Source organism: Kosakonia sp. PSU_27, assembly GCF_039409795.1.
In the GTDB taxonomy this organism is placed as follows: Bacteria; Pseudomonadota; Gammaproteobacteria; order Enterobacterales; family Enterobacteriaceae; genus Kosakonia.
The window spans coordinates 582,863-599,249 of record NZ_JBCIVK010000004.1; the positions used below are offsets into that span (position 1 = coordinate 582,863).

At 57.1% G+C, this 16,387-nt stretch carries 11 protein-coding genes; 8 read left to right on the forward strand and 3 right to left on the reverse strand.

All coding sequences use genetic code 11. The annotated features are described in order from the left end of the window. Positions 1 to 25: 25 nt before the first annotated feature. Together gsiA and iaaA are read right to left on the reverse strand one after the other, a co-directional pair. Entirely contained in the window at positions 26 to 1,885 is a 1,860-nt protein-coding gene (gsiA, locus tag AAIG26_RS12900) for a glutathione ABC transporter ATP-binding protein GsiA (RefSeq protein ID WP_343180333.1), read from the reverse strand. A gap of 19 nt (positions 1,886 to 1,904) precedes the next feature. Further along, on the reverse strand, positions 1,905 to 2,846 hold the full coding sequence (gene iaaA / locus AAIG26_RS12905) for a beta-aspartyl-peptidase (RefSeq protein ID WP_020457153.1): 942 nt from the start codon (positions 2,844 to 2,846) through the stop codon (positions 1,905 to 1,907). 163 nt (positions 2,847 to 3,009) lie between these two features. Between iaaA and moeA the strand changes: the two genes are divergently transcribed. From moeA to AAIG26_RS12935, 6 genes are all read left to right on the forward strand, one after another. Beyond that, complete coding sequence (gene moeA / locus AAIG26_RS12910) at positions 3,010 to 4,242, forward strand: molybdopterin molybdotransferase MoeA (RefSeq protein WP_343179996.1); 1,233 nt, start codon at positions 3,010 to 3,012, stop codon at positions 4,240 to 4,242. Between the two features lie 2 nt (positions 4,243 to 4,244). Further along, on the forward strand, positions 4,245 to 4,997 hold the full coding sequence (gene moeB / locus AAIG26_RS12915; protein ID WP_343179997.1) for a molybdopterin-synthase adenylyltransferase MoeB: 753 nt from the start codon (positions 4,245 to 4,247) through the stop codon (positions 4,995 to 4,997). A gap of 122 nt (positions 4,998 to 5,119) precedes the next feature. Then, positions 5,120 to 6,019 carry a glycyl-radical enzyme activating protein gene (locus AAIG26_RS12920; RefSeq protein WP_343179998.1) on the forward strand — a complete coding sequence of 300 codons (900 nt, stop codon included), beginning with the start codon at positions 5,120 to 5,122 and terminating at the stop codon, positions 6,017 to 6,019. 4 nt (positions 6,020 to 6,023) lie between these two features. Then, complete coding sequence (locus tag AAIG26_RS12925) at positions 6,024 to 8,456, forward strand: formate C-acetyltransferase/glycerol dehydratase family glycyl radical enzyme (protein WP_343179999.1); 2,433 nt, start codon at positions 6,024 to 6,026, stop codon at positions 8,454 to 8,456. 456 nt (positions 8,457 to 8,912) lie between these two features. Beyond that, entirely contained in the window at positions 8,913 to 9,728 is an 816-nt protein-coding gene (locus AAIG26_RS12930; RefSeq protein WP_343180000.1) for a Cof-type HAD-IIB family hydrolase, read from the forward strand. Between the two features lie 153 nt (positions 9,729 to 9,881). Further along, positions 9,882 to 11,141 (forward strand): DUF1479 domain-containing protein, encoded by a 1,260-nt coding sequence (locus tag AAIG26_RS12935; RefSeq protein WP_343180001.1) that lies wholly within the window; start codon positions 9,882 to 9,884, stop codon positions 11,139 to 11,141. On the opposite strand, the gene AAIG26_RS12940 is transcribed toward AAIG26_RS12935, so the two are convergent. Further along, on the reverse strand, positions 11,138 to 12,211 hold the full coding sequence (locus tag AAIG26_RS12940) for a LacI family DNA-binding transcriptional regulator (RefSeq protein WP_343180002.1): 1,074 nt from the start codon (positions 12,209 to 12,211) through the stop codon (positions 11,138 to 11,140). The two genes, AAIG26_RS12935 and AAIG26_RS12940, sit on opposite strands and share 4 nt — an antisense overlap. A 298-nt stretch (positions 12,212 to 12,509) precedes the next feature. Here AAIG26_RS12940 and AAIG26_RS12945 point away from each other — a divergent pair, with 298 nt between their 5' ends. Together AAIG26_RS12945 and AAIG26_RS12950 are read left to right on the forward strand one after the other, a co-directional pair. Beyond that, complete coding sequence (locus AAIG26_RS12945) at positions 12,510 to 13,811, forward strand: MFS transporter (protein WP_020457145.1); 1,302 nt, start codon at positions 12,510 to 12,512, stop codon at positions 13,809 to 13,811. A gap of 15 nt (positions 13,812 to 13,826) precedes the next feature. Further along, positions 13,827 to 16,193 (forward strand): glycoside hydrolase family 31 protein, encoded by a 2,367-nt coding sequence (locus AAIG26_RS12950; RefSeq protein ID WP_343180003.1) that lies wholly within the window; start codon positions 13,827 to 13,829, stop codon positions 16,191 to 16,193. The last annotated feature ends 194 nt before the right edge of the window (positions 16,194 to 16,387 follow it).

Sequence of the window (16,387 nt, forward strand, 5' to 3'; positions counted from 1 at the left end):
CCTGAAGAACCCTGCCAGTGCTCAGTTAAAAACGGGATTGCGTGCTGCCGGGCGTCGAGCGGGCAACAAAATGCCCCGGCCCCACATTCTGCAACTGCACGCGTTGCATTGACTCGCCGCGTTTGCGGATATTGCTGGGCATGTCATCAGACAACAACACACGCTGCGCGTGATGGTGCGCAGGGTCGGCAACCGGCACCGCCGACATTAACTTACGTGTATACGGATGCTGCGGGTTTTCAAACACCGCCTGCCGTGGGCCGATCTCAACAATTTGCCCAAGGTACATCACCGCGACGCGGTGGCTGATGCGTTCTACCACCGCCATATCATGCGAGATAAACAGAAACGCAATGCCCATCTCACGCTGCAAATCGAGCAGTAAATTGATGATTTGCGCGCGGATCGAAACATCCAGCGCCGAAACGGATTCGTCCGCCACCACCACGCGCGGGTTGAGCGCCAGCGCCCGGGCAATGCAGATGCGCTGACGCTGCCCGCCGGAAAACTCATGCGGGTAGCGCCAGGCATGTTCCGGCTTCAGACCGACGCGCTCCAGCAGCCACTCCACGCGCTGCCGCCCCTCTTCTTCACCCAATAAATTGTGCACCCGCAGCGGTTCGATAATGGAATCGCCAACGGTCTGGCGCGGGTCCAGCGAGGCGTACGGATCCTGAAAAATAAACTGAATATCGCGGCGGATGCGTTTCATTTTGCTATCCGGCAGCGTATCAATGCGCTCGCCGTTAAAGGTGATAGAACCGCTCTGGTGCTCCACCAGGCGCAGCAGCGCGCGCCCGGTGGTGGATTTACCGCTGCCGGATTCGCCCACCAGCGACAGCGTCTCGCCAGGCCAGAGATCAAAACTCACCCCTTCCACAGCGTGCACCTCTTTGGTGACGCGATTAAGAATACCGCTGCGCAGCGGGAAGCGCGCCACCAGATCGCGCACCTGCAAAATCGGCTCGCCCGGCACGACTGTATCCTGTTCAATTTCCGCTTCCTGATGCGCCGGGTTTTTCGGTGAGATCAGCGGAAAACGGCGCGGCAGCGTGCTGCCGTGCATCGCCCCCAGTTTGGGCACCGCCGCCAGCAGCGCTTTGGTATACGGATGCTGCGGATGGTTGAAAATCTGCTCAACGCTGCCGGTTTCTACCGCTTCGCCCTGGTTCATCACCAGTACGCGGTCGGCAACATCGGCGACCACGCCCATATCGTGCGTGATGAAAATCACCCCCATCGACATCTCTTTTTGCAGCACGGCGATGAGTTGCAGGATCTGCGCCTGGATCGTGACATCCAGCGCGGTGGTCGGTTCGTCGGCAATCAGCACCGCCGGGCGACAGGAGAGCGCCATGGCAATCATCACGCGCTGGCGCATGCCGCCGGAAAGCTGATGCGGAAAGCTGGATAAAATCGACTGCGATTCCGGGATGCGCACCAGATCGAGCATACGCCGCGCTTCAATCATGGCGTCTTCGCGCCCCAGCTTCTGGTGCAGGCGAATTGACTCGGCGATCTGCTCGCCCACCGGAAACACCGGATTGAGCGAGGTCATCGGCTCCTGAAAAATCATCGCGATATCCGCGCCGCGCACGCTGCGCATCTGCGATGCGCTCAGCCGGGTAAGCTCCACATTCTGCCGGTTACGCCGGGTCAGACGCATATGATCGCAGCTCACTTCGCCGCCCGCCTGCTCAATCAGGCGCAGCAACGCGAGCGCGGTAACCGATTTACCGGAGCCGGATTCGCCGACAATCGCCAGCGTTTCGCCGCGTTTAAGGGAAAAGGAGAGATGGCGAACCGCCGGGACGAGTTGCTTGTCATGGCAGAAAGCGACGTTCAGATTACTGACATCCAGCACCATGTTCGCGTCGGTTTCCATCCGCGCAACCCCACTCGCATTATTCACGATAAATGCCCACGCTTGGCGCATCGCCCGCGTAACCCCACGCGCGATACATCCCTTCACTGTTGAACGGCAGCGCCACGTTACCTTCGCGATCAACCGCAATCAGCCCACCGCTACCGCCCAGCGCCGGCAGTTTTTCCATCACCACGGCGTCGCAGGCTTCCTGCAAACTCAAACCGCCGTACTCCATCAGCGCGGCGATGTCGTAAGCCGCCAGCGCGCGGATAAATACTTCGCCGGTGCCGGTGCAGGAGACCGCCACGTTGGCGTTATTGGCATAGCAACCTGCGCCGGGCAGTGGACTGTCGCCCACGCGACCCGGTAATTTATTGGTCATGCCGCCGGTCGATGTCGCAGCCGCCAGGTTGCCCTGCTTATCCAGCGCCACCGCCCCCACGGTGCCAAATTTTTTGCTCTCATCGAGCGGCGCACCGCCATGATCCAGCACGGTGTTCCCGGCGTCGCGCGCTTCCATCAATTGCGCAAAGCGTTCCGGGGTGGAAAACAGGCTCGGCGATACCGCCTCCATACCGTGGGAAAAGGCAAACTTTTCCGCCCCTTCGCCAATCATGAAAACGTGCGGGCTGTGCTCCATCACCAGACGCGCCGCCAGTACCGGATTGCGCAAGCGGCTGACGCCCGCCACCGCGCCCGCTTGCAGTGTGTTGCCGTCCATCACGCAGGCATCCAGCTCATGGGTTTCATCGCGGGTAAATACCGCGCCGATACCGGCGTTAAATAAGGGACACTCCTCCAGCAGCCGCACCGCTTCCGTTACCACATCCAGCGCGCTTACGCCCGATTCCAGCATGCGCTGTCCGGTTTCGATAATTGACGAAAGTACATGTACGTAACGTTGCTCTTTTTCCGGGCTCATCTGCGCACGGCCGATAGCACCCGCACCGCCGTGTATTGCGATTACCGCTTTAACCATTTGTGCCGCCTGAATTTCTCTGCGCCTGGAGGGATTTCTGAATATAGAAAGTCGTTACAACGATGTAAAGCAATGTCATTACAATGGGGTAGGCGTAAGGCATGTTGAGGCCTTCTCTTTTCTGCCATAATGGCCGCTTCATCGCGTTGACTGGATATTAACTATGGAATCATCAAACGGCCTGATCTCGCTCGATACGGCCCTGTCACAGATGCTGTCACGCATTTCACCGCTGACTGAAAGCGAAACCCTGCCGCTGGTGGCCTGCTTTGGCCGCGTGGTGGCGCAAGATATTATCTCTCCGCTGAACGTACCGGGTTTTGATAACTCGGCGATGGACGGCTACGCCGTGCGGCTGGCGGAGGTACAAAGTGGTAACGCCCTGCCGGTGGCGGGTAAAGCGTTTGCCGGGCAGCCCTTCGACGGCGAGTGGCCTGCCGGCACCTGTATACGCATTATGACCGGTGCGCCGATCCCCGCCGGGTGCGATGCGGTAGTGATGCAGGAACAGACCGAACAGACCGACGCCGGTATTTGTTTTACCGCCGAGGTGCGGGCCAATCAGAATATCCGCCGCGCGGGCGAAGATATTCGACAAGGTGCCAGCGTTTTTGCGGCGGGCACAAAACTGACCGCCGCCGAGCTGCCGGTCATTGCCTCGCTGGGCATTGCCGATGTCAGTGTGCTGCGCAAAGTGCGCGTGGCGCTGTTTTCCACCGGCGACGAACTGCAACTGCCAGGCCAGCCGCTGGCTGACGGGCAAATCTACGATACCAACCGCCTATCCGTTCACCTGATGCTGAGCCAGCTCGGTTATGAGGTGATTAACCTTGGCATCGTGCCGGATGACCCGCAGAAGCTGCGCGACACCTTTATTGCTGCCGACAGCCAGGCCGATGTGGTGCTGAGCTCCGGCGGCGTGTCGGTGGGCGAAGCCGATTACACCAAAACTATTCTTGATGAACTGGGCGAAATCGCATTCTGGAAACTGGCGATCAAGCCGGGTAAACCGTTCGCCTTCGGTAAGCTCAAAAACAGCTGGTTCTGCGGCCTGCCGGGCAACCCGGTTTCCGCGACGCTCACCTTTTATCAGCTGGTACAACCGCTGCTGGCGAAACTTGCCGGTAACACCGCCGATACGCAGCCGCTGCGTTTTCGCGCTCGTGCGGCGGAGCGCCTGAAAAAGTCGCCGGGGCGTCTCGATTTTCAGCGTGGCGTGTTAAGCCGTGGCGACGATGGCACGCTGGAAGTGCGCAGCACCGGGCACCAGGGTTCACATATTTTCAGCTCCTTTAGCCAGGGCAACTGCTTTGTGGTGCTGGAGCGCGAACGTGGCAATGTCGAAGCCGGTGAATGGGTGGATGTCGAGTTGTTTAACCATCTCTTCGGAGGCTAAAGATGGCTGAAGCACTCAGCGACGCGGAGATGATGCGCTATAACCGGCAGATTATTTTGCGCAGTTTTGATTTCGACGGCCAGGAGCGGTTAAAAGCCGCTCGCGTACTGGTGGTCGGGCTCGGCGGCCTCGGCTGCGCCGCCGCACAATATCTGGCCGCGGCAGGCATCGGGCAGATGACGCTGCTCGATTTTGATACCGTGGCGCTCTCCAACCTGCAACGCCAGACGCTGCACAGCGACGCGGATATAGGCGCGGCAAAAGTGGACTCGGCGCGCGAATCGTTACTGCGCATCAACCCCAATGTGCACTACACCGCCATCAACGCCCTGCTTGATGATACGGCGCTGTTCACACAGATTGCCGCACATGACCTGGTGCTGGATTGCACCGATAACGTCGCGATTCGTAACCAGCTCAACGCGGGCTGTTTCCAGCATCGCGTACCGCTGGTTTCCGGTGCGGCCATTCGCATGGAAGGCCAGATCAGCGTCTTTACCTGGGGCGAAAACGACCCGTGCTATCGCTGTCTGAGCCGCTTGTTTGGCGATAATGCGCTGACCTGTGTCGAAGCGGGTGTCATGGCGCCACTGGTCGGGGTGATTGGTTCGTTGCAGGCGATGGAAGCCATCAAAGTGCTGGCGCATTACGGTACGCCGGCGGCGGGAAAAATCGTGATGTACGATGCGATGACCTGCCAGTTCCGTGAAATGAAACTGCTGCGCAATTCTGCCTGCGAAGTCTGCGGGCGTTAATCTCCCTTTATTTTCCGGATGGCGCAACGTCATCCGGCATCGCGATAAAAGGTCGACTCTCGTCACGGAAACTTTCATTCGAAAGTAATTTAATCTCCATATGAAATGAATGGAGATAAAAAATGATCTTCAACATCCAGCGCTATTCCACTCATGACGGCCCGGGCATTCGCACTGTCGTGTTCCTGAAAGGCTGCTCGTTAAGCTGCCGCTGGTGCCAGAACCCGGAGAGCCGCAGCCGCACGCGGGATCTGCTCTTTGACAACCGTCTGTGCCTTGCCGGGTGTGATTTATGCCAGCACGCCGCACCAAATGTGATCGAACGTGCGGTAAACGGTTTGGTTATTCATCGCGAAAAACTTGATGAAAGACAGCTGGATGCGCTCACTGGTTGCTGCCCGACCGAGGCGCTGAGTGTCTGCGGTGAGACGCCAGATGTGGGCGATATTATGGCTACCGTTTTGCGCGATAAACCCTTTTATGACCGCAGCGGCGGCGGCATCACCCTTTCCGGCGGCGAGCCGTTTATGAACCCGCAACTGGCGCAGCAACTGCTCCAGAGCAGCCATCAGCACGGCATTCATACGGCAGTGGAAACCTGCCTGCATGTGCCGTGGCGCTATATCGAACCGTCCCTGCCCTTTGTTGATCTGTTTCTCGCTGATTTAAAACATGTCGATGATGCCGCTTTTCGCCAGTGGACCGGCGGCTCGGCAAAACGTGTGCTGGATAACCTGAAACGGCTGGCACAGGCGGGAAAAAAACTCACCATTCGCGTGCCGCTGATCCCCGGTTTTAATGCCGATAAAGACGCCATAAGCGCCATTACCGCCTTCGCCGCCGATGAGCTGAACGTCAGCGACATTCATTTTTTGCCTTACCACACGCTGGGCATGAACAAGTATCACCTGCTCGGCGAACCCTACACCGCCCCAGAGAAGCCGCTCGACGCCCCGCAACTGCTGGCGTTTGCACAGGATTGTGCCCAGCGCAAAGGGCTGACGGCGACATTACGAGGATAGAACCATGACCACGCTGCAACTCAACACCCTGACCGATCGTATAAAAGCCCATAAAACCGCGCTGGTGCATATTGTGAAGCCACCGGTTTGCACCGAGCGCGCCCGGCATTACACCCAGGTTTACCAGCAGAACATGGACAAACCGCTGCCGGTACGCCGCGCGCTGGCGCTGGCGCATCACCTGGCCGAGCGTACCATCTGGATCAAGCATGACGAGCTGATTATCGGCAACCAGGCAAGCGAAGTGCGCGCTGCGCCGATCTTCCCCGAATACACCGTTTCGTGGATCGAAAAAGAGATCGATGAGCTCGCCGACCGCCCCGGCGCAGGCTTTGCGGTTAGCGAAGAGAACAAACGCGTGCTGCATGAGATCTGCCCGTGGTGGCGCGGTCAGACGGTGCAGGATCGCTGTTACGGTATGTTTACTGACGAACAAAAAGCGCTGCTGGAAACCGGCATTATCAAAGCCGAAGGCAATATGACTTCTGGCGACGCGCACCTGGCGGTGAACTTCCCGCTGCTGCTGGAGCTTGGTCTTGACGGGTTGCGCCACAAAGTGGATGAACGCCGGACGCGCATCAACCTGACGGTGCTCGACGACCTGCATGGCGATCAATTCTTAAAAGCGATTGATATTGTGCTGGAAGCCGTCAGCCTGCATATCGAACGTTTTGCCGGGCTGGCGCGCGAGATGGCCGCGGAAGAGACGCGGCAAAACCGCCGCGATGAACTGCTGGCGATGGCGGAAAACTGCCTGATTATCGCCCACGAACCACCGCGCACCTTCTGGCAGGCGTTGCAGCTCTGCTACTTTATCCAGCTGATTTTGCAGATTGAATCCAACGGGCATTCGGTCTCTTTCGGACGCATGGATCAGTATCTGTATCCGTACTATCGCCGCGATGTTGAATTGCAGCAGTCATTGCCGCGCGAACAGGCCATTGAGCTGCTGCACAGTTGCTGGCTGAAACTGCTGGAAGTGAACAAAATTCGCTCCGGCTCGCATTCGAAAGCCTCGGCGGGCAGCCCGCTCTATCAGAACGTCACCATCGGCGGTCAGCAGTGGCATAACGGTGAAGCGCGCAACGCGGTTAACCCGCTCTCTTACGCGATTCTGGAATCCTGCGGACGCCTGCGTTCCACCCAGCCGAACCTGAGCGTGCGTTACCACGCCGGCATGAGCAACGACTTCCTCGACGCCTGCGTGCAGGTTATTCGCTGCGGCTTTGGCATGCCCGCGTTCAATAACGATGAAATTGTCATCCCAGAATTTATCAAACTCGGCGTTGAGACCGCCGACGCCTACGACTATGCGGCCATTGGCTGCATTGAAACCGCCGTTGGCGGCAAATGGGGCTACCGCTGCACCGGCATGAGCTTTATCAACTTCGCCCGCGTGATGCTGGCGGCACTGGAAGGCGGACGCGACGCCACCAGCGGCAAAATCTTTCTGCCACAGATCCAGGCGCTGTCGGCGGGTAATTTCCACGGCTTCGAGGAGGTGATGCAGGCGTGGGATCGGCAGATCCGTTATTACACCCGTAAATCCATTGAGATTGAGTATGTGGTCGACACCATGCTGGAAGAGAACGTGCCGGATATTCTCTGCTCCGCGCTGGTCGATGACTGCATCGAACGGGCGAAAAGCATTAAACAAGGTGGAGCGAAATATGACTGGGTGTCCGGCTTGCAGGTGGGGATCGCCAACCTGGGTAACAGCCTCGCGGCGGTGAAAAAGCTGGTCTTTGACCAGGGTGTTATTGGGCAACAACAACTGGCGCAGGCACTGGCAGAAGATTTTGACGGCCTGACGCACGAACAGTTGCGCCAACGGCTGGTCAACAGCGCGCCGAAATACGGCAACGATGATGACAGCGTGGATACGCTGCTGGTACGTGCTTATCAAACCTATATCGATGAGCTGAAGCAGTATCACAACCCGCGTTACGGTCGCGGCCCGATCGGTGGCAATTATTACGCCGGAACCTCGTCCATTTCCGCGAACGTGCCGTTTGGCGCAGCGACGATGGCGACACCGGATGGTCGCAAAGCGCATACGCCGCTGGCGGAGGGCGCAAGCCCGGCGTCCGGCACTGATCATCTGGGGCCGACGGCGGTGATAAGCTCGGTGGGTAAATTGCCGGTGGAGGCGATTCTCGGCGGGGTGTTGCTGAACCAGAAACTGAATCCGTCGACGCTGGAAAACGAGAGCGATAAGCAAAAGCTGATGGTGCTGCTGCGTACCTTCTTTGAGGTGCATAAAGGCTGGCATATTCAGTACAACATCGTGTCGCGCGAAACGCTGCTGGAGGCGAAGAAACACCCGGATCGGTATCGCGATTTGGTGGTGCGCGTCGCCGGTTATTCGGCGTTCTTTACCGCCCTGTCGCCAGATGCGCAGGACGACATTATCGCCCGTACTGAACATACCTTATAAGGTAGCGACCGGATGACCGTTATTCGTTATTAACTAACAGCCGCCTTTTGTCCGTTACTATCTGATGTTTAACCTATGGATTTCGGATTGCAGGAAGGCGGCAAGGCGGTAAGTCCCCGGGAGCTTACACAAGTAAGTGACCGGGGCGCGCCGCCGCAGCTAACACACCTGCAGTTCGAAAGACGACGGGTAAACGAACTTACAGCAGTCAGTGTCCGGCCGCACCGCCGCAGCCAACGCCCCTGCGCTTCGAAAGACGACGGGTAAACGAGCTTACATCTGTAGGTGGCCGGCCGAACCGCCGCAGACAACGCACCTGCGCTTCGAAAGACGGCGGGTAAACATCTACCCTGAGAAAAGACGACAGGTTTACTTTCGAATGAAATAAAATTTGTGCTTCCCCTCACATTATCTCTAGAATGTTTCTCGTCGCAGTTACATTCAGGAGTTCTATGTATGACCGTCAAAGTTATCGTTACCGATATGGACGGAACCTTCCTTGATGACGCCAAGCAGTACGATCGCACACGATTTATGGCGCAATTCGAGCAGCTTCGTCAGCGGAATATTGAGTTTGTTGTCGCCAGCGGCAACCAGTATTACCAGCTGATCTCCTTCTTCCCGGAGCTGAAAGAGACCATTTCGTTCGTCGCGGAAAACGGCGCGCTGGTATATGAGCACGGTCAACAGTTGTTCCACGGTGAGCTGACCCGCCACGAAGCGCAGGTGGTGATTGGCGAACTGTTAAAAGACAGCAGCCTCAACTTTGTTGCCTGCGGCCTGGAAAGCGCGTACGTAAGCGAAAACGCTCCGGCAGAGTTCGTCGAACTGATGTCGAAACACTATTACCGCTTAAAGCCGGTACGCGATTTTCAGCACATTGACGATACCCTGTTCAAATTTTCGTTGAACTTGCCGGACAGCGACATCCCGCAATTGATCGACGCTCTGCATGTCTCGCTTGACGGCATCATGAAGCCGGTCACCAGCGGCTTTGGTTTTGTCGATTTGATAATCCCTGGTCTGCATAAAGCCAACGGCATTACGCGCCTGCTTAAACGCTGGGGCATCTCACCGCAACAGTGCGTCACCATTGGCGACAGCGGTAACGACGCGGAAATGCTGCGCATGACCGATTTCTCGTTCGCCATGGGCAACGCCAGCGATGCCATTAAAGCCATTGCCCGTTATCAGACCGATGACAATAACCACCACGGCGCATTGAATGTGATTCAGGCCGTGCTTGACAACACCGCGCCATTCAATCGCTGAACCTCTGCCGGAGCGCCCGCTCCGGCCCTTCCTGTGGCTAATTTTCCGCTTTGTGCTCCGCATCAAGTTTTTAAACTTGCATTAACTTCTTTTTAACTTATTTTATCACTTGTAAGTTAAATAACTTTCGAATGAAAGAATGAGGGGTTCAACATGGCTTTTACCAGTGAAACACTGCCCACCGATCACAAAGCATCGATTCGTCAGATGAAACAGGAATTGCGCGCGCAGATCGGCGATGTACAGCAGGTGTTTAACCGCCTGAGCGAACAGATTGCCGCCCGCGTAGCGGATATCAATGCCCTTAAAGCACAAGGCAAATCCGTGTGGCCACAAATTGCCTACAGCGACATTGCGCAAGGCAAGGTTAGCGAGGCGCAGCGGGCGCTTATCAAGCAACGCGGTTGTGCGGTCATTAAGAGGCATTTCCCGCGTGAGCAGGCGCTGGGCTGGGATCGCTCAATGCTGGATTACCTCGACCAGAACCATTTTGATGAGGTGTACAAAGGGCCTGGTGACAGCTTCTTTGGCACGCTGGAGGCCTCGCGCCCGGAAATCTACCCTATTTACTGGTCGCAGGCGCAGATGCAGGCGCGCCAGAGCGAGGAAATGGCCGCCGTGCAATCCTTCCTCAACCGCCTGTGGCGCTTCGAAAGTGAAGGCCAGCAATGGTTTGATCCGGATGTGAGCGTCATCTACCCGGATCGCATTCGCCGCCGTCCGCCGGGAACCACCTCGAAAGGCCTCGGCGCGCATACGGATTCCGGTGCGCTGGAGCGCTGGCTGCTCCCCGCTTACCAGCGTGTGTTTGCCAGCGTGTTTAGCGGCAAATTTGAGGAATATGACCCGTGGAATGCGGCGCACCGCACCGAGGTGGAAGAGTACACGGTGGATAACACCACCAAATGTTCGGTGTTCCGCACCTTCCAGGGCTGGACAGCGTTGTCGGACATGATCCCCGGACAAGGGTTGCTGCACGTGGTGCCGATCCCGGAAGCGATGGCGTATATTCTGCTGCGCCCGCTGCTGGATGATGTTCCGGAAGATGAGCTTTGCGGTGTGGCGCCTGGGCGTGTATTACCGGTCTCGGAGAAGTGGCATCCGCTGCTGATAGAAGCCCTGAGCAGCATTCCGGCGCTGGAAGCCGGGGATTCCGTATGGTGGCACTGCGATGTGATCCACTCGGTTGCGCCGGTGGAAAACCAGCAAGGCTGGGGCAATGTGATGTACATTCCCGCCGCGCCGCTGTGCGCGAAAAATCTCGCGTATGCGCGCAAAGTGAAGATCGCGCTGGAACAAGGTGCTTCGCCGGGCGATTTTCCGCGTGAGAACTACGAAAGCGACTGGTCAGGCCGCTTTACGCTGGACGACCTGAATATTCATGGGAAGCGCGCGCTGGGTATGGACGTTTAGACATCATACAACCCTTCACGCTCCACGGCGGTACGTTGTTGCCCGGGACGTATCCGCCGTACCGATTCGCGCACCGCAAGCGTACCGTTGAGTAACAGCGAACCGGTGGTGGCCTGCGGGCGGATCAACAGTTGTTGCAGCAGGTGTACCGCCTCCACGCCAAGTTCATCACGCGGGACATGCACCGCGGTGAGCGGCACATCCTGAATCGCCGCCAGATTAAAGGCGTCAATGCTCATCACCGAGACATCCTGCGGCACGCGCAGCCCACGCTGCTGGAGCGCATGAACCGTGCCTTCCGCCATAAAATCGCCCCCGACGAGAAAGGCGGTAGGCGGTGATTTATGCGCCGGATCATCAAGCCACTCCCCTACCCGCATCCCCGCTTCTTTGGCACTAAAACTGGGGACAGTGATCAGATCCCGCTTACTTTGGAAACGCAGATTGCGCCGCTGCCAGGCCTCTTTGATGCCCGCCAGGCGCAGATCCATCGTGTAGCGACGCAGGCACATCACATTCACCACCTCGCGGTGGCCCATATCAAACAGATAATTTGCAGCAAACTCGCCGATCGTGCGGTGATCCGGCGCGATGGAAGGCAAACGCATACGCCCGTCACGGCAGTTGATTAACACGCAGGGTTTACCCATATCCGCCGCCAGGTCATGAATATGGGGATCATCAATGCCCAGCAGGATCGCCGCCTGGGTTTCCGCTGCGTTCATACGCGCGAGAAATTCATTGGCGTCGCTGTCCAGCTCTTCCAGCGCGCAGTAGCGCAGCCGCACTTCATGGGGTGACAACGCTTTGTTAATGCTCTGTATCACCCGGTAGTAGAAGATATCGGAACGCTCATCAAAGGCCCGCTGCGGTGCGAAAACAATCAGGTTATTCAGCAACAGCCGCCCGGCGGCAATCCCCTCCATCACCCCCAGCTCACGCGCGCAGGCCAGCACTGTTGTGCGCGCTTTTTCACTGGTATTGGCTTTGCCTGCCAGCACGCGGGAAACCGTGCTGGTCGACAGATTCGTACGCAGGGCAATTTCGGTGATTTTGAGCTTTTTATCCATTCTGTGATCTTGCTCCGTTTCCGAAATGGGAAAATTTTCATGAATCGAAAAGCCTGATATTCATGGCATCAATACAAGTTTGCCGCATGTCGTCGCTGATTGATGAGAATCCTTGCACAAAATCCACTTTAGCTGCCGATTTTTCTCGCCTAACGTAAACGTGTCATACAACTTCCATACTAGTTGTAGGAACAATAACCAAAAAAATGCAGATAAATCATCATGCAAACCTGTGCGGTATAACAACTCCGCAAGAGTTTGCCCCGACTTCCCTACAAGAAGATATGCGGAGAAAAGAATGAGCCAGGGGATCAACAATGAAATGGCGGCCAGCAAGAGCCGCCGGATAGTCAAAAAATTACGCTGGTGGATGTTGGTGCTGTTCTTATTCGGCGTCACGGTGAACTACATCACCCGAAACTCGCTGGGGATTCTGGCACCGGAATTAAAAACCAGCCTCGGCATCACCACCGAACAATACTCATGGATTGTCGGCGCGTTTCAGCTGGCTTACACCATTTTCCAGCCGCTGTGTGGCTGGCTGATTGACGTGATTGGCCTGAAAGTTGGCTTTATGGTGTGCGCCATCATCTGGGCGCTGGCCTGTATTTTCCACGCTGGCGCAGGCAGTTGGGTACATCTGGCGATTTTGCGTTTCACCATGGGCGCATCGGAAGCGGCGGCTACACCGGCGAACGCCAAAACTATCGGCGAATGGTTCCCGAAATCAGAACGCCCGGTGGCTGCCGGTTGGGCGGGCGTTGGCTTCTCGATTGGTGCCATGCTGGCTCCGCCGATTATCTACTTCGCTCACGCCTCATTTGGCTGGCAGGGCGCGTTTATGTTTACCGGTGTGCTGGCGCTGCTGTGGGTGATTTTGTGGTGGGCGTTTTACCATAACCCGGACAAACACCCGAACCTCAGTAAAGACGAGCTGACCTTTATTCAGCAGGATAATGAACCGCCAGCAGTCAAACTGCCCTTCTTTACCGCTCTGAAAACTGTCTCGAAAAACAAACGCTTTTACGGTATCGCCATCCCGGCGTTTATGGCAGAACCGGCCTGGGCGGTGCTGAGCTTCTGGGTGCCGCTCTATCTGGCGAAAGAACACGGTATGGATCTGAAACAGATCGCCATGTTCGCCTGGCTGCCGTTCCTCGCCGCCGATCTCGGCAGCGTCGCCAGCGGTTACCTGACCAAACTCTATACCCGCTGGTTTGGCTGCTCCCGCGTGAACTCGGTGGTTGCCAGCTCGGTGACCGGCGCATTTTTGATGATTTCGCTCGCCATTGTCGCGATTACCCGCGATCCATACATCACCATTGTGCTGATTTCGATTGGCGGTTTTGGCCATCAGATCATCTCCTGCATGTTGAGCGCGCTGGTGGTGGAATCCTTCGATAAAGGCCAGATGGCAACAGTAAATGGCATGCGCGGCTCGGCGGCGTGGATCGCCAGCTTCCTCTTCTCACTGCTGATTGGCGTCACCGCCGACAAAATTGGTTTCAACCCGCTGTTTATTGCCATGGGTTTCTTTGACCTGATTGGCGCTTGTTTCCTGGTGGCATTTATTGCTGAACGACGCGCAAAACGCGCCTGATTGTGGATGTCTGATATGAAAACCCTGAAGAACTGGACGTTACAAAACCAGGCAGCTCACCATGTTGAGCTGCTGGTAGACGGGCAACACACCCTGTGTCTGTATGTGCTGGAAGAGAACCTGTTCCGTGTGCTGCTCAAGCGTAAAGGCGAGCTGGCGCTGGACAGAACCTGGAGCATTGCACCGAAAGATGATGTTCCGTGGGAAGGCCGCTCGCGCGACGATCTGTCGGGTTTTAGCCTGCCGCACTGGTCGCTGGCGCAACAGCACGAGACATTAACCATTGAGAGCGCAAAACTGCGCGTCACCGTACACCAGCCACTGTGGCTGGAGTGGCACTACCGCAACGACGCGGGCGTCTGGCAATGGCTGGCGAGCGATCGCCCGACCAGCGCGTATCTGGTTAACGCCCATGGCGACGGCGTGGCGCACTATCTCAGCCGTAAAAAAGAGGAGCGTTTCTACGGCCTCGGCGAGAAGGCAGGTAATCTGCAACGCAATGGTCAACGCTATGAGATGCGCAACCTTGATGCGATGGGCTATAACGCTGCCAGCACCGACCCGCTGTACAAGCATATTCCGTTTACTCTCACCCGCCGCGACGATATCAGCTACGGGCTGTTTTATGACAACCTCAGCAGTTGCTGGCTGGATCTGGGTAACGAGATCGATAACTATCACACCGCCTATCGCCGCTGGCAGGCGGAAGCGGGCGATATTGATTACTACATTTTTACCGGCGCGCGTGCGCTGGATGTTACCAAAGCGTTTGTGCGCCTCACCGGGAAAACGCTGTTCGGCCCGAAATGGAGCCTCGGTTATAGCGGCTCAACCATGCATTACACCGATGCGCCGGATGCGCAAAACCAGCTGATGAATTTTATTCGTCTGTGCGAAGAACACGCGATTCCGTGCGATTCGTTCCAGCTCTCATCCGGCTACACCTCGATTAACGGCAAGCGCTATGTCTTTAACTGGAACTACGACAAAGTGCCGCAGCCGAAGGTGATGAGCCAGGCGTTCCACGATGCGGGACTGAAACTGGCAGCGAATATCAAACCCTGTCTGTTGCAGGATCACCCGCGTTATAGCGAAGTGGCGGAGCGCGGTCTGTTTATTCGCGATTCCGAAACCGATGCGCCGGAACGCTCCAGTTTCTGGGATGACGAAGGCTCACACCTCGACTTTACCAACCCGCAGACTGTCACCTGGTGGCAGGAAGGCGTCACCACGCAACTGCTGGAGATGGGCATCGATTCGACCTGGAACGATAACAACGAGTTTGAAGTGTGGGACGGCGAAGCGCGCTGCCACGGTTTTGGCCAGCAAATTGCCATCAAACATATTCGCCCGGTGATGCCGCTGCTGATGATGCGCGCGTCGATGGAAGCGCAGCAGCGTTTTGCTCCGCAAAAGCGCCCGTACCTGATCTCCCGTTCCGGCTGCGCCGGGATGCAGCGTTATGTGCAAACCTGGAGCGGTGATAACCGTACCAACTGGGACACGTTGCGCTACAACATCCGCATGGGCGTGGGCATGAGTTTGTCCGGTTTGTATAACGTGGGCCACGATGTCGGCGGTTTTTCCGGCGATAAACCGGATGCGGAGCTGTTTGTGCGTTGGGTGCAAAACGGGGTGATGCACCCGCGTTTCACCATCCATTCGTGGAACGACGATCACACAGTGAACGAACCGTGGATGTATCCGGCGATCACACCGTTGATCCGCAGCGCAATTGAGCTGCGCTACCGCCTGCTGCCTTATCTCTACACGCTGCTGTGGCAGGCACATGCTGACGACGAACCGATGCTGCGCCCGACGTTCCTCGATCACGAACATGACGAGCAGACGTTCGAAGAGTGCGACGACTTCCTGCTTGGCCGCCATCTTCTGGTGGCAAGCGTCGTCGAACCCGGCCAGCGCGAGCGCCGCGTCTGGCTGCCAGCCAACAATAGCGGCTGGTACGATTTTTACACTGGTTGCTGGTATGCGCCTGGCCAGTGGGTGACGCTGGATGCGCCGCTGGAAACGCTGCCGCTGCTGGTGCGTGCCGGTGCCGGTCTGCCGCTCAGCGATCGCATCAGGCATGTTGATACCAAAGCGGATACCACGCGTGAGCTACACCTGTTCCCGGTGAAGGGGCCCGGGCGTTCACGCGGCCTGCTGTTTGAGGATGATGGTGAGTCCTGGGGCTATAAAGAGGGCAACGCGCTGTGGCTGGAGTGGGAGATGGTTTGCTCGGGCAGCACCATTGATTTGCAGGTGCATACGCGCGGCGACTATCGCCCGGCCTGGCAGGCGCTGAAAGTGACGCTGCCTGCGGGTGAAAACCGCCAGTTGTTAATTAATGGCGTTGCGGCCAGCGAGTGGACGTTTGCTTAATGTGAAAAGCCCGGAAGCCATGTGCTTACCGGGCTTGCTTCACTTATTTACCTGAGTATTTCACAGCAAATCTGCGTATCTCCGGGGACTTACACAAGTAAGTGACCGGGGGGCGAAGGTGCAGCCAACACACCTGTAATGTGGGAAAGGACGGTAAAGTATTTACCTCAGTATTTCGCGCGACAGGAAGGCGG